The 17,381-nt window shown below is 43.8% G+C and carries 20 protein-coding genes; 7 read left to right on the forward strand and 13 right to left on the reverse strand.

From position 1 onward, the window contains the following. Nucleotides 1-9: 9 nt before the first annotated feature. On the reverse strand, nt 10-246 hold the full coding sequence (locus HY58_RS19625; protein WP_172644648.1) for a hypothetical protein: 237 nt from the start codon (nt 244-246) through the stop codon (nt 10-12). Between the two features lie 111 nt (nt 247-357). Between HY58_RS19625 and HY58_RS11100 the strand changes: the two genes are divergently transcribed. Further along, nucleotides 358-855: a low molecular weight protein-tyrosine-phosphatase gene (locus HY58_RS11100; RefSeq protein ID WP_039131743.1), complete on the forward strand. Its 498-nt coding sequence runs from the start codon at nt 358-360 to the stop codon at nt 853-855. Next, a complete protein-coding gene (gene hisS, locus HY58_RS11105; protein ID WP_082022140.1) occupies nt 855-2,234 on the forward strand; it encodes a histidine--tRNA ligase in 1,380 nt (459 codons plus the stop codon). The genes HY58_RS11100 and hisS overlap by 1 nt, the downstream gene beginning before the upstream one ends. Here hisS and HY58_RS11110 read toward each other — a convergent pair. Together HY58_RS11110 and HY58_RS11115 are read right to left on the reverse strand one after the other, a co-directional pair. After that, the gene (locus HY58_RS11110; protein ID WP_039131748.1) at nt 2,201-2,650 is read right to left on the reverse strand and encodes a hypothetical protein; all 450 of its coding nucleotides are present in this window, start codon (nt 2,648-2,650) and stop codon (nt 2,201-2,203) included. The genes hisS and HY58_RS11110 overlap by 34 nt on opposite strands. 96 nt (nt 2,651-2,746) lie before the next feature. Continuing rightward, the gene (locus HY58_RS11115; protein ID WP_039131750.1) at nt 2,747-3,211 is read right to left on the reverse strand and encodes a hypothetical protein; all 465 of its coding nucleotides are present in this window, start codon (nt 3,209-3,211) and stop codon (nt 2,747-2,749) included. A gap of 141 nt (nt 3,212-3,352) precedes the next feature. Between HY58_RS11115 and rlmN the strand changes: the two genes are divergently transcribed. From rlmN to HY58_RS11135, 4 genes are all read left to right on the forward strand, one after another. Continuing rightward, nucleotides 3,353-4,399 (forward strand): 23S rRNA (adenine(2503)-C(2))-methyltransferase RlmN, encoded by a 1,047-nt coding sequence (gene rlmN / locus HY58_RS11120; RefSeq protein ID WP_039131753.1) that lies wholly within the window; start codon nt 3,353-3,355, stop codon nt 4,397-4,399. Between the two features lie 77 nt (nt 4,400-4,476). Next, nucleotides 4,477-5,004: a hypothetical protein gene (locus tag HY58_RS11125; RefSeq protein WP_039131756.1), complete on the forward strand. Its 528-nt coding sequence runs from the start codon at nt 4,477-4,479 to the stop codon at nt 5,002-5,004. 152 nt (nt 5,005-5,156) lie between these two features. Continuing rightward, on the forward strand, nt 5,157-6,194 hold the full coding sequence (locus HY58_RS11130) for a pseudouridine synthase (RefSeq protein WP_039132083.1): 1,038 nt from the start codon (nt 5,157-5,159) through the stop codon (nt 6,192-6,194). 24 nt (nt 6,195-6,218) lie between these two features. After that, nucleotides 6,219-6,935: an RluA family pseudouridine synthase gene (locus HY58_RS11135; protein WP_039131758.1), complete on the forward strand. Its 717-nt coding sequence runs from the start codon at nt 6,219-6,221 to the stop codon at nt 6,933-6,935. A gap of 73 nt (nt 6,936-7,008) precedes the next feature. Here HY58_RS11135 and HY58_RS11140 read toward each other — a convergent pair whose 3' ends face one another. From HY58_RS11140 to dinB, 7 genes are all read right to left on the reverse strand, one after another. Further along, on the reverse strand, nt 7,009-8,379 hold the full coding sequence (locus HY58_RS11140) for a Gfo/Idh/MocA family protein (protein ID WP_039131761.1): 1,371 nt from the start codon (nt 8,377-8,379) through the stop codon (nt 7,009-7,011). Nucleotides 8,380-8,397: 18 nt separating this feature from the next. Beyond that, complete coding sequence (locus tag HY58_RS11145; protein WP_039131763.1) at nt 8,398-8,997, reverse strand: DUF1080 domain-containing protein; 600 nt, start codon at nt 8,995-8,997, stop codon at nt 8,398-8,400. Between the two features lie 71 nt (nt 8,998-9,068). After that, entirely contained in the window at nt 9,069-10,112 is a 1,044-nt protein-coding gene (locus tag HY58_RS11150) for an endonuclease/exonuclease/phosphatase family protein (protein ID WP_253271556.1), read from the reverse strand. Nucleotides 10,113-10,157: 45 nt separating this feature from the next. Next, complete coding sequence (locus HY58_RS18895) at nt 10,158-11,054, reverse strand: hypothetical protein (RefSeq protein WP_052324059.1); 897 nt, start codon at nt 11,052-11,054, stop codon at nt 10,158-10,160. An 86-nt stretch (nt 11,055-11,140) separates the two neighbouring features. Beyond that, nucleotides 11,141-12,421 carry an amidohydrolase family protein gene (locus HY58_RS11160; RefSeq protein ID WP_039131767.1) on the reverse strand — a complete coding sequence of 427 codons (1,281 nt, stop codon included), beginning with the start codon at nt 12,419-12,421 and terminating at the stop codon, nt 11,141-11,143. A 93-nt stretch (nt 12,422-12,514) separates the two neighbouring features. Beyond that, nucleotides 12,515-13,153 carry a peroxiredoxin gene (locus HY58_RS11165; protein WP_039131770.1) on the reverse strand — a complete coding sequence of 213 codons (639 nt, stop codon included), beginning with the start codon at nt 13,151-13,153 and terminating at the stop codon, nt 12,515-12,517. Between the two features lie 53 nt (nt 13,154-13,206). Further along, complete coding sequence (gene dinB / locus HY58_RS11170) at nt 13,207-14,370, reverse strand: DNA polymerase IV (protein WP_039131773.1); 1,164 nt, start codon at nt 14,368-14,370, stop codon at nt 13,207-13,209. Nucleotides 14,371-14,437: 67 nt separating this feature from the next. On the opposite strand from dinB, the gene HY58_RS11175 reads away from it, so the two are divergent. After that, nucleotides 14,438-14,626, forward strand: a complete 189-nt coding sequence (locus tag HY58_RS11175) for a hypothetical protein (protein ID WP_039131775.1) — start codon at nt 14,438-14,440, stop codon at nt 14,624-14,626. A 199-nt stretch (nt 14,627-14,825) separates the two neighbouring features. Here HY58_RS11175 and rimM read toward each other — a convergent pair whose 3' ends face one another. From rimM to ffh, 3 genes are all read right to left on the reverse strand, one after another. Next, nucleotides 14,826-15,341 carry a ribosome maturation factor RimM gene (gene rimM / locus HY58_RS11185; protein ID WP_039131778.1) on the reverse strand — a complete coding sequence of 172 codons (516 nt, stop codon included), beginning with the start codon at nt 15,339-15,341 and terminating at the stop codon, nt 14,826-14,828. A gap of 62 nt (nt 15,342-15,403) precedes the next feature. Beyond that, the gene (gene rpsP, locus HY58_RS19975; RefSeq protein ID WP_305727973.1) at nt 15,404-15,931 is read right to left on the reverse strand and encodes a 30S ribosomal protein S16; all 528 of its coding nucleotides are present in this window, start codon (nt 15,929-15,931) and stop codon (nt 15,404-15,406) included. A 29-nt stretch (nt 15,932-15,960) separates the two neighbouring features. Further along, nucleotides 15,961-17,295: a signal recognition particle protein gene (gene ffh, locus HY58_RS11195; protein ID WP_039131782.1), complete on the reverse strand. Its 1,335-nt coding sequence runs from the start codon at nt 17,293-17,295 to the stop codon at nt 15,961-15,963. Nucleotides 17,296-17,381 lie beyond the last annotated feature (86 nt).

Below are 17,381 nucleotides of genomic sequence, written 5' to 3' on the forward strand. Positions count from 1 at the left end.
TCATTGTTATTATTCGGAATAATAATTCTTTTGGTATCCCCTGTAGATGCGCCAACCTCCATAGACAATACATAGGAAAGAGAAAAAATACTTGAAAATCGGCTCCATATCAAAGCTAAATCCAAGTTTTTCTGAAAAAAGAAAGAAAATTCCAAATAGCAGGATCAGGCCTCCCATTCCATAATCGAGAATGGAACGCATCAGGCTGTATTGCTTTCTTCTATTATCCTGTGAGTCTGAGGCCATAATAAAGTGGTTCATTTATCCGGGAGAGGCAAGTTAGGAAAAATAATAATCAACTGCTGAGATGCCTCCTGAAATGGAATCCATAAAACAATCTACCTTATTTTTGCGGGCATGAAGATTCTGATGGTTTGCCTGGGCAATATTTGCAGAAGCCCGCTTGCGGAGGGTATATTGAAGCAAAAAGCCAGTGAGGCGGGGTTGAACTGGACTGTTGATAGTGCAGGAACCAACGGCTATCATGTTGGCGAAGCCCCACACCTCCTGTCTCAAAAAGTAGCAAGGCTCAATGGGATAGATATCAGTGGTCAAAAGGCCAGAAGGTTCAGGGCATCGGATTTCCAGCATTATGATTTGATTTATGCTATGGCATCTGATGTTATGGACGAAATAAAGCATATTGCCCGGCATGAATTTGACCCTACCAGGGCAGACCTGTTATTAAATGTGCTGGAACCATCCTGCAATAAGGATGTGCCTGATCCATGGTATGGCACGGAACCCGGGTACCATTCTGTTTATTCGCTGATTGAGAGCGCCTGCGAAGAAATTATAAGAACAGCACTGAAAAAGAAAACTATAAATCCACAAATTTCAAACCCTAATCCATAATGTCCAAGCCCTCCCTTCCTTCCGGAACCCGCGATTTTGGCGCGGAAACCGTCCGAAAAAGGAATTATATCTTCAGCACAATCAGGCAGGTTTTTGAAACATATGGTTTCCAGCCTTTGGAAACTCCAGCCATGGAAAATCTTGATACCCTGATGGGAAAGTACGGTGAGGAGGGGGATAAGCTGATTTTCAAGATCCTTAATAATGGACTGAATGATCCCAAAAACGCCGATCGCTCCCGTGCAGCATTCGATCAGGTTATGTCAGGAAAAAATGATAAGAACCTTACGGAAAGGGCTTTACGTTATGACCTAACCATTCCTTTTGCCCGATATGTGGCCATGAATTATGGGAAACTAACCCTTCCCTTTAAAAGGTACCAGATTCAGCCGGTATGGCGGGCGGACAGGCCACAGAAAGGTCGTTACCGAGAGTTTTACCAGTGTGATGCTGATGTAGTGGGAAGTAATTCACTGCTAAATGAGGTTGAACTCACTGCCATATACGCTACCGTTTTCCAACTTCTTGGAATAGCAGTGGAGATCAGGCTCAATAACCGAAAGATACTGGCGGCGCTGGCAGAGCATTGTGGAGGAGTAGATAAGCTGGTTGATATCACTACAGCAATTGACAAACTGGATAAGATAGGACTTGAGAAGGTGAACCAGGAGCTTGCAGAGCGGGGAGTTAGCGAGGAACAGATCAATACCATAAGGAAATACCTGAGTGTGAACGGAAATAATGAAGAAAAACTGAAACAGGTGCAGGAACTGCTGGGCCAGTATAATGAGGCAAAGGAGGGAATCAGGGAGTTGGAATTTGTACTGGGTTACCATCAACCAGATAATGGGAATTCGTTATCGGCATCCATAATACTTGACTTCACCCTGGCACGCGGACTCAATTATTACACGGGAATTATTTATGAAATCAAGGCGAAGGGTGTACAGATGGGAAGTATCGGTGGAGGTGGCAGGTATGATGACCTGACTGGATTATTTGGCGTGCCCAATGTTCCTGGTGTGGGTATCAGTTTTGGCGTTGACCGTATTTATGATGTGATGGAGGAGCTGGGTTTATTTCCCGCCGGAGTACATATGGGAACACAAGTGCTGTTCTTTAACCTCGGCGAAATGGAAAGCAGACGAGCTTATACACTCATGCAAGAGCTAAGGAACAAGGGCATACGTTGTGAAATCTACCCCGAATCGGCCAAATTCGACAAACAGTTTAAGTATGCTGATAAAAAATCAATCCCTTTTATCGTGATCCTCGGCAGCAAGGAGTTGGAAGAAGGGAATTGCGTTGTAAAGGATCTGGGCAGGAGTATTCAGGAAACAATTACTCAGTCGGCGCTTTCGAGCTTTGCTTTTGAATGATTGATGCTGGCAACGGTATGAAGGGAGGGCTTTAATAGAAATTTCCAGGTGAATTCGGAACCATTTTTATCTTTTTCGCCATCCAATATATAACCCATCGCTTCAATATGAATGGCTACAACCTGCCTGGTAGAATCGTTTCTTTTAAAGCTGGCCGTACCACTGAAACTGGTGATTTCGAAATTATCGCCTTCCGTATGAACCATAGGAGATGAACCAGCTTCTGAATTCATGCTAAGAGCCGAAAGGCTATCTCCCACCACTTCTACATGCGGAACAACACTACCTACGGGGAAGGAGTATTTCCCAATAAAGTCAAAATGTGCCGGCACTGACTTTTTGGTACTGTCCTGCTGAGCATGCAGGCTTGAGATAGAGGCGATTAAAAAGAAGCATAAGAGCCATTTAATTTTCATACAACAGGTGTTTCTACAATTTAGGGATTTGGCTAATATTATTTTATGCAACTATATAAAAGGCCTTCCAAAATGATGGAAGGCCTCCTGATAACTTCACTTGCCGCATTTGACGGTTTTGACCGATTTATTAAAAAGATCCAGCCGTTTTGGATCAACATCAGAAAAACCCACCACAAATCCGTCCTTTAATGTGCGGCGCCAATGTGTGCCTTCTGCACTTGTTCCTACACCTTCACCACCCATCCTGGCTAATAATGCGGTCATTACATCGGCACTTTTTTCGATAGTAGGCACCGGGTAAGTGGAGATCTCTTTACAGGCAATAAAAAAAGAGGCACCATCGGGATAATGGAAGGTGCGTACCATGTACCCTTCCTCAAGCTTTTGATGGTTTTCAGACAAATAACCATCCGGAACTTTCACAATAAGCCGGCGTTCTTTGGAACCTTCATCATAATCGTGCTCAAGCCGGTGCGATTGGGCAACCAGGCTGCAGGAGCTCCCACCGGCCAATGTGACAAAAAAAAGGCAGGTGAAAAAGGATGTTCTTGTAAACATAGTATAAGGCATTTGGTGTAACATCAAATTATGAACTGTATCATACAGCTTAAAGTGAAATATGGATAAGTGTAACCTACTAGATAATTAATCTGTGTTAAAGTTTTCTCAATGCCCGAAGGAGGCTAGTATCTTTGCGTCATGGTAACAATGGGGAAGAAGAATATCAGGCAATTATCCAGGGAGGAGCTTGAGCATTATTTTGAACAGCTGGGCGAGAAAAAATTCCGTGCCCGGCAGGTGTACGAATGGCTCTGGGCGAAGCATGTAAGGAGTTTTGAAGACATGACCAATCTTAGCAAAGAGCTGAGGGCAAGGCTTGCAGAGCATTTTAGCCTTCCGGCTCTCATCCATGATGTTACCCAGCATAGTGGTGATGGAACAGTTAAAAGCCGGTTTCGCACTTTTGATAGTCATCTTGTTGAAGGAGTACTTATTCCTACCGATGATCGCAAAACTGCCTGTGTATCTTCCCAGATAGGCTGTTCACTCAGCTGCAAATTTTGTGCTACGGGATATATGGATCGTAAGCGTAATCTGGAATTTGACGAGATCTTTGATGAAGTGGTTCTAATCAATGAACAGAGTGAAAAAGTATATGGTAAGAAACTTACCAATATTGTGTTCATGGGAATGGGCGAACCATTACTCAATTACAAGAATGTATTGAAAGCCATTGAGATGATAAGTTCACCGGAAGGTCTGGGCATAAGTGCAAGGCGTATTACTGTTTCCACTGCCGGTGTTGCCAAAATGATCAGGCAGTTAGGTGATGACAAAGTAAGGTTCAAACTGGCTCTCTCCCTGCATGCCGCCAATGATGCAAAGCGTCATGAGATCATGCCGATCAATGACACGAATAATATTCGTTCACTGATTGATGCATTAAATTATTTCTATCAGCAAACCGGAAATGAAATCACCTTTGAATATATACTTTTCAAAGATTTCAATGACTCTATCCAGGATGCAGATGAACTGGTAAAACTTTACCGGCAGGTACCAGCAGATCTCATTAATATTATAGAATACAATCCTATTGAACTGGCATCTTTTGAAAAGCCCGATGAAGAGAAGACCATGGAATTTATGCGGTATCTCGAGAAGCATCGGGTAAATGTTCGTTTGCGCCGGAGCCGGGGAAAAGACATCGATGCCGCTTGTGGCCAGTTGGCAAATAAAGGGTGAAGGCATTAACATTACCTTTTAACAAAAGCATTAAACCTGTTACATTTCCTTTGGTCTATGTAGTAAATGCATAGCATATGAAAAGAATACTGACAGTTTTAGTGATGGGAATGGGCATGCAGATGGCTATTGCCCAGGAAAGCGGCCGTGATGGCATGCACCATGGCAATGGCGAAGGTGGACGTATGAAAGGAATTGAGCTAACAGAAGCGCAGAAAGTTAAAATGGAAGCTTTGCGAAAAGAGCACAGGGAGGAAATGATGGCTATTCTGACCCCTGAACAGCGTCAGCAGCTTGAGAAGCAAAAGGCCGAGCGCTCTGTGAAAAGGCAAAAAATGTCGGGTGCCAGGATGGAGAAAATGAAGACTCAGTTGAACCTGAGTGCAGACCAAAGCGCTAAAATGGATCAACTTAATAAGGATTTCCAAGCGAAGACCAACCTCATAAAAGCCAATGAAACGCTTGCACAGGAAGAGCAACGCAAGCAAATGAAGGCGCTGGCAGAGGAGCATCGCAGTAATATGAAAGCAATTCTTAGCCCCGAACAGCAGGAAATACTGAAAAGAGTAAGGAAAGAAAAAGGTCCGAAAAAAACAGTCAAATAATTACGATACACCCTATGCGCCTGGTTCACCGGCAGATTATGAGGTGAATGGTGGCGACTCCGAACGCTCGTAAACCTACAAAAAGGCAGCTTTAACAGCTGTCTTTTGTATTTTTGCAACCATCCCTGTTGAAAAACAGTAAATACAAAAATATGAAGCAACCCAAAGGGTTCGAGAAATTCGCGAACAAAAAGAAAGCGGGTACTGTGAAGGAACAGTACCGTAAAGAAAGAAGGGAAGAGAAAAACGAGCGATCTTCTGCCATTGACCAACGTTTTGATGAAAAGCGTAAAGAGCGTTCGAATCAGGCAGAAACTCGAAAGGGCCATTTTCCCCGAAATGCGCCTGCTCCGGCACCAGGAAGGTCCTCCCCGAAAAGGACAGCCATCCAGCTTGAAAAGAATACAGGAGCTGACAATACAAGTTATCGGGATCGTGATCCTAACCTTCAATCAGCGGGTACACAGATGCCCCTGAATAAATTTATTGCACATTGTGGTATATGTGCGCGTAGAGATGCTGCTTCCCTGGTAAAAGAAGGTGGTGTAACCGTTAATGGGAAAGCAGTTACAGAGCCGGGTTTTAAGGTGACAGATAAAGATGAGATCAAGCTCAATGGAAAGAGAATAACTATTTCAAAGAATCTTGTTTATATATTATTGAACAAGCCTAAGGATTATATCACCACAACCGAAGATCCTCAAGGTCGTAAGACTGTCCTTGATCTCATAAAGACTGCTACAACTGAGCGGGTTTATCCTATTGGACGGCTCGACCGCAATACTAGCGGGGTGTTGCTTTTTACCAATGATGGTGATCTTGCCCAAACCCTCTCCCATCCAAAGCATGAGGTTAAAAAGATTTATGAGGTAACCTTAGACAGGCCACTTACAAAACATGATTTTGATACAATAGCAAATGGTATTACCCTTGAGGATGGTTTTGTAACGCCGGATGCTATGGGTTATGCGGATCCAAAGGATAAAACCGTGATCGGGATTGAGATACATAGCGGAAGGAACAGAATCGTCCGCAGGATTTTTGAGCATATGAAATATGATGTTCGTGGTCTCGACAGGGTGATGTATGCTGGTCTTACAAAGAAGAACGTAACCCGTGGTAAGTGGCGATTCCTCAATGAAAGAGAAGTACGCCTGCTTAAGCATTTCAACAAAAGTGCGAAAAAATAATTGACCCCTCAAGGAAGGAATCGAATGAAACATAAACTGGAGATACTATCCGAAACGGATGATTATGTGGCCATCAATAAACCAGCGGGACTATTATCAATTCCCGACCGCGAGCAGTCAGAGCCATCCCTGAAAGATATACTCATTGCACGCTATGGTTCAATTCTTACCGTACATCGTCTTGATAAGGAAACCAGCGGTGTTATTGTATTTGCAAAGAATGAAACTACACATCGTTTTTTATCACAACAGTTTGAATCACGAGCCACCGAAAAATTTTATAATGGCCTTGTACTTGGCAGGGTATATGAAGAAGAGGGTATTATTGATGAACCTATTGGCGAACATCCGGCAAAGAAAGGTCTGATGACTGTTGTTAGGAAGGGCAAGCCTTCAATTACGGCCTTCCGTCTGCTGGATGCATTCTCACAATACAGTTGGATGGAATTCAAGATTCTTACCGGGCGTACACACCAGATAAGGGTTCACATGAAACATATGGGCCACCCAATAGTATGTGACCCATTATATGGTGATGGTAAACCTGTAATGCTTTCCGCGATAAAGAAGAAATATAAACTAGGTAAGGATGTACTGGAAGAGAAACCTTTGCTGAACCGCCTTGCTCTCCATGCACGAGAACTCCGCTTTACAGATATGACCGGCAATACAGTATCACTGGAGGCTCCTGTGCCCAAAGACCTTAGGGCTGTTCTTCAACAATTGGGAAAGCTTACCTAAGGTGTCTGACAGATGTTAAGCATATGTTCGAACATATATTCGAACAAGTTCCGAACATGTGTCAGACACTTAACTATTTAGTCTTTACCAGTTCCATTTTCTCAGGATTCCACAGCATGGCCTTATCCTGATGATAACTGTCATTGCATAATAATGCAGGAGCTGCGGCACGGTACCCGAACACAGCATCTTCAACTACTTTCCCGTTTTTCCTGATTGCTTCAAAGAAATTTACAAAATGGTCATATGGGCCACCTTCGTATCCTTTTTCTGCCTTGAAAGTATATTCCTCAGGCGGGAGTATACGCTTACGACCTGTGACGGGCGTGCCGGCTTTTTTCATTTGTTCAATGAAGAAAGGATCATCCGATTCAACAGCTTTATTTCTTTTGAGTGTTACATCATCCCATGTTATATCCATGGAACCTTCACTTCCTACAAGTTTCAAAAAAGTAGTGCCGCTGGTTCCATCAACAAAATTGCATCGGAGGGAAAGGTTGAATGCGGGATGAGCTTTGGCCTGTGGATAATCAAAAGTGCCAAGCAATACATCGGGGACTTCGCGACCATCCTTCCAATAACGGAGTCCACCAGACGAATATATTTTTTCGGGGCCAAATGAATCAGTTATAAAGTGCAGGCTTGAAAATAAGTGCACAAACAGATCTCCTGACATGCCGGTACCATAATCGGTATAATTGCGCCAGCGGAAAAAGCGGGTCTTGTCAAATGGACGTTTTGTTGTATTGCTGATAAACGTTTCCCAGTCGACAGTTTCAGGAGACGCGTCTGCCGGAATTGGATATTGCCAGGCACCGGTTGGAGAATGTCTTGCCCAGAAACCTTCGGCATAGTTCAATTCACCAATCGCACCATCTTTCAGTAACTCCTTTGCCTTTTCATTACCCAGTGAGGAAACCCCCTGACTACCCACCTGAAAAATTTTTCCTGTTTCCTTCTGTGCCTTAATTACAGCCGGCCCTTCACCAATGGAATGTACCATTGGCTTCTCACAGTAAACATGTTTACCTGCGCGCATCGCATCAATAGAAATCTGCTGGTGCCAATGGTCGGGAGTGGCAATGATCACCGCATCGATATCTTTCCGGCTGAGCATTTCCTTATAACTGCGGGTGGTGAAAAGATCAGCACCCCAGCGTGTTTTTGCTTCAGATAGCCTCCCCTTATAAAGATCACATACACCAATGATTTTGGTACCAGGCACTCTTAACGCAGTTATTGCATCCTGCACCCCCATGATGCCGGCACCAATCAGGGCAATATTTATAGTATCATTGGCTGCATACCCATTACGGTGTAGAATATTAAAAAATGCAGGTTCACGTTCTGTTGCCAGTACGGCCTGCCCTGTAGCAAGGGCAGCAGTTGCAGTAGCAAAATTCCGGATGAATTTCCTCCGGGAGGCATCTCTTTTGTTTGACATGCTTATAATATTTTCGGTTTAATTCAATTCCTTGATCTCGATTTTTTTCCATCTAACCTTTATACCACCACCATCGTGGATCTGCAACGCAATGAATCCGTTACCGGCCCCTATCTTTTCGTCTTTGATATTGACCATTTTATTCCCATTCAACCAGGTAGTCACTTCATCATTCACAACAAGGATGCGCATTTTATTCCAACCATTGGCATTAAGAAATTTTTCGGCTGCCGGTGTAGGTTTAATTAACCATCCCCTGCCGTATGATTCATAGATGCCCCCTGTATGATGATCGGGTGGAGCTACCTCAACCTGCCAACCGTTAATTTTTGTACCATCAATACTGGAGCGGATGAATACGCCACTGTTTCCGTTGGCTTCGAGTTTGAACTGAAGCCGCAATTCAAAATTTTTATATTGCTTATCGGTAGAAAGGTATCCATATTGATTATCGGGACCACTCTCACACACAAGGTTTCCATCCTCTACATACCATTTTTCAGTACCATGGATATTCCACCCGCTAAGGTCTTTCCCATTAAATAAAGATTTGAATTTTTGGGCTGTCGCAACTGTTGTGATGAAGAGTACGAGCAGCAGTAAAGCTGATTTTTTCATGGCTATAAATATTAATTGAAACTACAGAGGAATGCCCAGATATGTTACCTGATTTTTGTCATATACTTCCATCATTGCGGCTTTGCGGCTTTTTCAATGGCCTCCTTTTTTTCAGAGGGATCGGCCTGGGGCTCTTCCTGAATATTTTTCAAAACAGGTTTGTATTCAAAATGACTAACTATGGCATAATGGTCTGATCCGTTCTTAGGCAGCCGTTGCATATTTATCAGACCAAAATCAGCTGAGCAGAAAATATAATCCAGCGGGAAACTGATGAACCAGCTTTTAGCTGAAAAGGTACTATAGAAGCCGCGTCCGCGTCTTGGATCAAGCAGTCTGCTTGTTTTGCGGAATAATTCAGTTACATAGCTCCACGCTACATCATTCAGATCACCCATCACCATTACCGGCAGTTTTTCCTTTTCTGCCAAAAGTGCCACCTTCATGAGTTCTTTGTCTTTTGCAGTTGATCGATCATCTTCACCTGGTACGGGTGGCTTAGGATGGAGCCCCCATATTTTTATACGCTGGCCTGAAGGCAACACCGCAATCGTTTCAATGGATGGTACATCAGGATCTACCAGGTAATTTATTTTCCCTCCTTCCAGCGGCATTTTACTATAGAATAATAATCCATAGGTGTTATCCAATGGCATTTTGAGGGTATAGGGATATGCTTTATTCAATTTTTCATCCATTGCATCCTGCCATTTGAGGTCAGTTTCAAGGAGAAAAATGATATCTGGCTCATGCTCTTTTAGTTGTTGATAAAGGCGATCAAACTCCCTGTTTTCCTGCAGCACATTTGCACAAATCACTTTCACTTGATTTGCCCTGTAAGTGGAGACGATATCTTTCATTTCCTTTTCAGCAAAAGGCCAGTAAGGCCAAATCCTATATGCCAGGTAAATGATGGAAAGTGCCAATAAGATCATGGTGGAGAGGTGAAACCAGTTGCGGTATTCTCCAAACCAGAGAAGAGCAGCAAAAAAAGGGAGCAGCAGGAGGAATTTCTGGTACCTGGGATATTCGAATATGCGAAAAATCCAGTAGTCATCCCTTACAAAGGGCAACACTACAGCTATTATAAGTATCCACGATATGACAAGTAACACTCTCAACAGGAGTGGAAGATAATAATTCTGACCAATCGGTTATACTTATTGTTTAGGTTTGGAATTAAGTGGTGCACCCACTGCAATATCACAACGATGACCGGGTTGCCCATGTTTCGGATTCATGCCTGCTGCGGTAGCATCAGGTTTGGATTCGGCAGTTCCTGCAGTGATTGATGGTGTAAAGTTTGTGTTGACGACTGTATCATTAGAGAGGGCAGCGAGTGGCGCTGGCAGCGAGTTTGCAACCGGTGTTGTTGTTGCAGCCGGGCTTGATTTAGCTGCACTATTTAACGGGGCCCCAACAGCAATATCACAACGGTGGCCTGGCTCACCATGTTTAGGATTCATACCCGTTGCAGTTGCTGAGTTTGTATTGAGCTTTATTGGATTGGTATTTATTGGTGTGCTTGTTACAGCCGGGGAGCTGTTAGACTTTGTTGCAGGGGAGGAATTCAATGGTGCCCCCACTGCGATATCGCAGCGATGGCCAGGCTCTCCGTGTTTGGGGTTGAGTGCTGAGCCTGATGATGCACCAACAGGAACCTGTTGTGCGGCTGCAGGTGCATTCAGGGAAACTGTTGAAGATGCCTGTGTGCTATTTAAGTTTGCGGCTGGTGTGGCAAAGGACCTGAGGTTTGGTGCAGTTACACCGGGCAATGCAGGTAATGCACTAGCGGTGGAAGCGGTTCCTGGAAGTGGCTCACCTACACCGATATCACAGCGATGGCCCGGCTGGCCATGAGCAGGGTTTCGTTTAGCCGTGGCTACAGGACCTAATGCAGGAACAGCTGCATCAGAAGCTGGGGTTATTCCAGCAGCTGTAGCAGGGAGGGCCGGACTTGATGAGTAAGCTGAACCGCTGCTGTCAGGAATGGATTGATCACAAGCTATAATAAACATTGCGATCAGTGTGGTGGTACAGAGGGAAACCTTGTTCATACAAGAGGTTTAGGACTGACAAATTACAATAAATTATATGGAAAAGGAAATCCTGCCTGAAATAAGTTCCCCCTGCAAATTATCACCTATTCCCCTTTGTAAATATTTCCATCTTTCATTACAAATCGCACCCTGCCCATGGATTTGACATCTTTTGAGGGGTCGCCTTCAACTGCGATGATATCAGCAAGCTTTCCTTTTTCAATTGTACCTAACTGGTTGGTCACCCCCAGTAATTCAGCTGCCGAAAGTGTGGCTGAGCGAATGGCTTCCAATACCGGCATCCCAGCTTCATTCATGTAAACAAATTCCAGCCAGTTTTTTCCATGTGCGTAAACCCCTGCATCCGTACCGAATGCGATCTTAACCCCTGCTTTATAAGCTTTGGCAAAAGTTGATTGGATCTGCGGGCCCGTTGCCAGTGCTTTCGGAGTTACGATATCTGTATAATAGCCGGGAATCTTGGCGCTATCCCCAACCGATTTACCCGCGGTAATTGTTGGAACATACCAGGTCCCGAATTCTTTCATGAGGGCAATTCCTTCATCATCCATAAACGTTCCATGTTCAATAGAATTTACTCCCCCCCTGATAGCGCGTTTGATGCCTTCTGCACCATGCGCATGTGCCGCCACCATATAGCCATAATCTTTTGCTGCAGTTACAATAGCTTTTACTTCTTCCACAGTAAATTGAGCATTTGCACCATCTTTCGCCTGGCTTAAAACCCCACCAGTTGCTGTGATCTTAATGAGATCAGAACCATCTTTATAGCGCTGACGAACAGCCTGGTAGGCTTCCGATGCGCCGTTAATTACACCTTCCAGGGGACCCGGATTGCCCATCAGATCTTTCCGGTAACCATTTGTTGGATCAGCATGTCCGCCGGTAGTAGCAATAGACTTTCCAGCCGTGAATATTCTCGGCCCTCTCACCTTACCTGCTGCAATAGCATTGCGTAATGAAATATTGACCCCTGATCCTCCCAGATCACGAACTGAAGTGAATCCCGACATCAATGTTATGTCTGCGTATTGAAGTGATTCAAAAGCTATATCAACAGGATTCTTGATAAATCTGTCAGCAGTTGCTCCTTTTCTTGTTTCACTCTCTATATGAACATGCATATCAATAAGTCCCGGCATCACGGTAAATTTCTTTAGATCAATGACCTTATCTGATCCGGTGCCTTTTGTATAACCCGTAACAACATCCGAAATCTTTTTTCCCTCCACTATTATAGTCATAGAAGAGAGTATCCTTCCGGAATTAACATCAATCAATTGCCCGCAGTGAAGCAAAGTTTTCTGCGCATGCAGAGCATTCAAAACAAATAAAAGCAATAGAAGAAGGGAGTATTTTCTCATACAGCAGTTGGTTTCTTTTAATACGTAACTTACAAAAAAATACCCGGTGCAATGCATCCGGGTATTTTAAAATTGTAGATGTACCACTTAAAATCAATCCAGATCGGGCTGAGGAGTATAGCGCAGATAAGGCTTTACTACTTTAACCCCTTTTGGAAATTTCCGGATAGCATCTTCAGTACTAACAGCAGGTACAACAATTACATCATCCCCCGCCTTCCAGTCTGCCGGCGTTGCAACACTATAATCGGCCGTAAGCTGTAGGGAATCAATCACCCTTAATACTTCATAAAAATTTCTTCCTGTTGACGCCGGATAGGTTATCGAGAGTTTAAGCTTCTTATCAGGGCCAATGACAAACAATGACCGAACAGTAGCAGTTGCTGATGCATTCGGGTGGATCATATCATACAACTCCGCTACTTTTTTATCTTCATCAGCAATGATCGGAAAATCAACGGTACAATGCTGGGTTTCATTGATATCATTACGCCAACCGAAATGCTTATCAATAGGATCAACACTAACCGCCATCACCTTCACATTGCGTTTTGCAAACTCCTCCCTGAGTTGTGCAGTGCGTCCTAATTCTGTTGTACAAACAGGGGTATAATCGGCAGGATGCGAAAAAAGTACGCCCCAGCCATCGCCCAGGAATTCATAAAAATCAATTTCCCCTTCTGTAGTTACGGCTTTAAAATTGGGCACCGTATCGCCTAATCGTAAACTCATATGATAATTTTTAAAACTTGATGGGATGCTAATTTAATAAAAACCTACTAATTTTATAGGTTTCTATTTTTTAATCCCCCCGCTTTATTGATGCTTTCTTTGCCGAATTGGTTCTTGACCGAATCAATTGCTTTGTACAGATCTGATTTCCTGTCAATATCCTGGAAAAGATTAGTTTGTTTTGCTTCAGCAGTAAGTTCGCTTAACCGCACCCCTAAAAGCCTGACTGCATAACCTTTTCGGTAGAGTTGTCGAAATAAAGACCTTGCCTGGGGAATTAGTTCGTCATCGTAAAAGGTATAAGGGATGGTTGTTTGTCGGGAGGTTGTTTCAAAATCAGGATAGCGGATCTTAACGGCGATGCATCCCGCGAGCTTATTTTCCTGGCGAAGTTCATAGGCGATCTTTTCCGTCATCCTCACAAGTTCGGCTTCCAGATATGAAAGATCTGTAATATCCGTTTCATATGTATTCTCCGTTGACACTGATTTAGCTTCCTGGTATGGATTAACTTCTCCGGTATGCCTGCCATGAGCCTTATTCCAAAGTTCTGGTCCTAATTTTCCCAGCTGACGGTGCAGCATATCGGGATTGGCTAAACGCAGTTCGCGGATTGTTTCAATCCCTAATTGAAGAAGTTCCCTATTTGTTTGATCACCCACACCGGGGATCTTGCTGACTTTCATCTGGTCCAGAAATTCTATCTCTTTGCCGGGTTCAATATATAGATAACCATTTGGCTTAGCGGCATCAGTTGCGATTTTAGCGATCATTTTGTTGACACCCATTCCGAAGGAAATAGGTAGTCCGGTAGCTTTCATGATTTGCTCCCTCAATTGGAGTGTCCATTGGAGTGGCCGGAAAAATTTTTCCATACCAGTGAGGTCAATATAAAACTCATCAATCGATGCTTTTTCAAATAGCGGCGCAGCCGCGCCAATGAGGTCAGTAACGATTCGTGAATACCGGCTGTATTCACTCCTTGTACCACTTACCACTTTAAGGTGTGGGCATATTCGAAGGGCGGTCTTCATCGGCATTGCAGAGTGAACACCATATTTTCTTGCTTCATAACTGCAAGCCGCAACCACTGATCTGTCACCGGTTCCACCTACCGCCAGGGGCAGCCCTTTCAGTGTAGTATCATTAAGACACTCCACTGATACAAAAAATGCATCGAGGTCAAAATGAGCAATTAGTCGCGTTGGGATTGACATAATCAAAAGTAAGGGTGTGAAATGAAAAAAGTTATTTTGCAACCGATTTCATTAAATCTGGTTAAAAGTGAAAGAGTTGAACGATCCTATTGAGATCATGCGGCGGCAACTTACCGGACTCAATCCCGTTGGGGAGGAGGCATGGGAGGAATTCAGTTCAATATGGGTACCGGTCACCTTTAAACGAAAATCGGTGATCACTGCAGCAGGAGAAGTTGAGAAATATTTACCCAACTCAACAGTGAAAATGGGCTAAGCGAATTTCTGCAATGGCAGAGAAAATTGATCCTGCTGATTGGTAAGGCGGAAAATATTGACCCGAATGCTATCAGGGTACCCGTTTCTATAGCCCCTTACCTTAAGTTAAAACTGGGTAACATGCTGATGTTTATAGTTGCCCATAACAAGAGGCATTGGTTGCAGATTGAAAATCTACTGGAAAGGTATCCGGCACATCAATCCATATAAATATCCAATAGTCCATCCGGTATATCAAGTACCACTTCTTTCTTTTTCTGGTCAATCTTGAGGAGTGTATCCGGATGAACCGGAATAAGAGCTTCCTTACCATTCAGATCGATCCGGCAGAGCACCTGGTGGGGTTGTTCAATGACTTCAAGTATCTCACCTATACTTTTCCCATCAGATATAATATGGAATCCAAGTAATGAAATTGGAGAAGATTTTGATGCATAGCGATGGAAATCTTCTTCCGGCAGCCAAGCTTCTTTCTGTGTAAGTTTCTGTGCAGCTTCACGGGTGAGCACACCATCCAATTTCAGATATATCTCCGATTCATTTTTCGCTTTTGCCTCAATTATGAAATAAGGCAGAAATTCCCCTTTTCGCAATTCCAGAAAAATGATCTCAAGCCCTTTGAGGGCCGTTTTTTTGCCAAGGGCATGCTTCAGTACAATTTCACCATGGATACCATGGGTTGCTACTATTTTACCGATATTATTATAGTGCATAAGATTTCATAAAAAAGTCCCGATGCAGGCACCGGGACTTTTATTTAGAGCTTTTTTGTCAATTACTCAGCAGCGCCGCCTTCCTGACGAGGTTGGGGTCTTCTGTTGGTAGTTGGATAACGGCGCACCTGGCGCTGTTGCCTATGCTCGTCGCTACGCTTCTTCAACTGAGCTTCGTGTTCTTTGTGCCATACTTCAAACTTCTGCATAGCTGTAACATCATCGAACAAGCCCAGTTTCACGCCACGCAGCAGGTGCTTAAGGTACAATACACCTTTGAAAGACAGGATCCGTCGAACGGTATCAGTTGGTTCTGCACCCTTGTGCAGCCAATCGAGCGCGCGCTGGCGATCTAACTGAATTGACGCTGGAACTGTCAGGGGGTTGTAAGTACCGATCTTCTGGATGAATTTACCATCCCTCGGTGCACGTGCGTCCGCCACTACTATGAAGTAGAATGGTCTTTTCTTGGAGCCGTGACGCTGCAATCTCATTTTAACTGGCATCGTAAATAAAAATTTAAATGCGTGAACAAATAGGGTTAACGTTGATAAGGACTGCAAAAGTAGCAATCCGAAGCTTATCTGCAAACTAAAATATTATTACCAAATGATGATATTTACCTGCGGCCCAATCCGCCTAATCCGGGCATCTTACCCCCCATTGGCATCTTATTCATCATTTTCATCATATCTTTCATTTGCTCGAACTGCTTCATGAAAGCATTCACATCAGCAATATCCTTGCCACTCCCTTTGGCGATACGTTTACGCCTGCCGGTGTCGATTGTATCCGGATTAGCCCGCTCAAAGGGTGTCATTGAATTGATCATCGCTTCAATACCTTTGAATGCATCATCACTGATATCGATATCTTTTATTGCCTTTCCAACACCCGGTATCATTCCTAGCAGGTCCTTGATATTTCCCATTTTCTTGATCTGCTCGAGTTGTTGCTTAAAGTCTTCAAAGTCGAACTGGTTTTTACGGATCTTTTTCTCCAGCTTTTTTGCCTGCTCTTCATCAAACTGTGCCTGTGCTCGCTCAACAAGGGTTGTGATGTCACCCATACCAAGGATTCGCTGAGCCATCCTTTCCGGATAAAACACATCCAGTGTATCCAGTTTTTCGCCGCTGCTTACAAATTTGATCGGTTTATTTACCGTGTATTTAATTGAAAGTGCCGCACCACCGCGGGTGTCACCATCGAGTTTCGTAAGCACAACGCCGGAAAAATCCAATCTTTCATTGAACGCTTTTGCAGTATTTACTGCATCCTGTCCGGTCATTGAATCCACCACAAAAAGGATCTCGTTGGGATTTATGGCCTTTTTAATATTTGCCACTTCTGTCATCATGGTTTCATCGATGGCGAGGCGACCCGCAGTATCAATTATTACCACATTTTTATTAAGGCTCCGCGCCCGGGCCACAGCTTTTGTGGCAATATCAACTGCATCTTTATTGTCGGGCTCACTGAATACTTCTACGCCCACCTGTGCTCCCAGAACCTGCAGTTGGTCAATGGCCGCCGGCCGGTAAATATCGGCTGCAACCAGCATCGGGTTAAGTCCTTTTTTGTTTTTTAGATAGCTGGCCAGTTTCCCACTGAATGTTGTTTTACCAGAACCTTGCAATCCTGCTATAAGGATCACAGCAGGATTGCCTTTGCTGTTAAATTCACTCTCCGTTCCACCCATAAGTTCTACCAGCTCGTCTTTTACGATCTTGACCATCAACTGGCCGGGACTTACTGCGGTAAGCACTTTTTCGCCCATTGCTTTCTCCCGGATCCTATCCGTGAATTCTTTGGCGATTTTATAATTGACGTCAGCATCAACAAGGGCACGACGGATATCTTTAACTGTTGCCGCAACGTTAAGCTCTGTTATCCGACCCTCTCCTTTTATCTGTTTAAAGGCCGATTCGAGCCTCTCACTTAATGATTCAAACATACCGGGTGTTTTATTCCAATTAGTAGCAAAAAATTAAGGTGAACTAAATGTTCACCTTAAAATGGATTGCAAATATACTTTAAGCA

This window comes from Flavihumibacter sp. ZG627, assembly GCF_000814325.1.
Taxonomy (GTDB): Bacteria; Bacteroidota; Bacteroidia; order Chitinophagales; family Chitinophagaceae; genus Flavihumibacter.

Excerpts from the sequence above, each read along its gene's own strand:
- HY58_RS19625 (WP_172644648.1), bottom strand. The coding sequence starts at position 246 with ATGGCCTCAGACTCACAGGATAATAGAAGAAAGCAATACAGCCTGATG.
- HY58_RS11100 (WP_039131743.1), top strand. The coding sequence starts at position 358 with ATGAAGATTCTGATGGTTTGCCTGGGCAATATTTGCAGAAGCCCGCTT.
- hisS (WP_082022140.1), top strand. The coding sequence starts at position 855 with ATGTCCAAGCCCTCCCTTCCTTCCGGAACCCGCGATTTTGGCGCGGAA.
- HY58_RS11110 (WP_039131748.1), bottom strand. The coding sequence starts at position 2,650 with ATGAAAATTAAATGGCTCTTATGCTTCTTTTTAATCGCCTCTATCTCA.
- HY58_RS11115 (WP_039131750.1), bottom strand. The coding sequence starts at position 3,211 with ATGTTTACAAGAACATCCTTTTTCACCTGCCTTTTTTTTGTCACATTG.
- rlmN (WP_039131753.1), top strand. The coding sequence starts at position 3,353 with ATGGTAACAATGGGGAAGAAGAATATCAGGCAATTATCCAGGGAGGAG.
- HY58_RS11125 (WP_039131756.1), top strand. The coding sequence starts at position 4,477 with ATGAAAAGAATACTGACAGTTTTAGTGATGGGAATGGGCATGCAGATG.
- HY58_RS11130 (WP_039132083.1), top strand. The coding sequence starts at position 5,157 with ATGAAGCAACCCAAAGGGTTCGAGAAATTCGCGAACAAAAAGAAAGCG.
- HY58_RS11135 (WP_039131758.1), top strand. The coding sequence starts at position 6,219 with ATGAAACATAAACTGGAGATACTATCCGAAACGGATGATTATGTGGCC.
- HY58_RS11140 (WP_039131761.1), bottom strand. The coding sequence starts at position 8,379 with ATGTCAAACAAAAGAGATGCCTCCCGGAGGAAATTCATCCGGAATTTT.
- HY58_RS11145 (WP_039131763.1), bottom strand. The coding sequence starts at position 8,997 with ATGAAAAAATCAGCTTTACTGCTGCTCGTACTCTTCATCACAACAGTT.
- HY58_RS18895 (WP_052324059.1), bottom strand. The coding sequence starts at position 11,054 with ATGAACAAGGTTTCCCTCTGTACCACCACACTGATCGCAATGTTTATT.
- HY58_RS11160 (WP_039131767.1), bottom strand. The coding sequence starts at position 12,421 with ATGAGAAAATACTCCCTTCTTCTATTGCTTTTATTTGTTTTGAATGCT.
- HY58_RS11165 (WP_039131770.1), bottom strand. The coding sequence starts at position 13,153 with ATGAGTTTACGATTAGGCGATACGGTGCCCAATTTTAAAGCCGTAACT.
- dinB (WP_039131773.1), bottom strand. The coding sequence starts at position 14,370 with ATGTCAATCCCAACGCGACTAATTGCTCATTTTGACCTCGATGCATTT.
- rimM (WP_039131778.1), bottom strand. The coding sequence starts at position 15,341 with ATGCACTATAATAATATCGGTAAAATAGTAGCAACCCATGGTATCCAT.
- ffh (WP_039131782.1), bottom strand. The coding sequence starts at position 17,295 with ATGTTTGAATCATTAAGTGAGAGGCTCGAATCGGCCTTTAAACAGATA.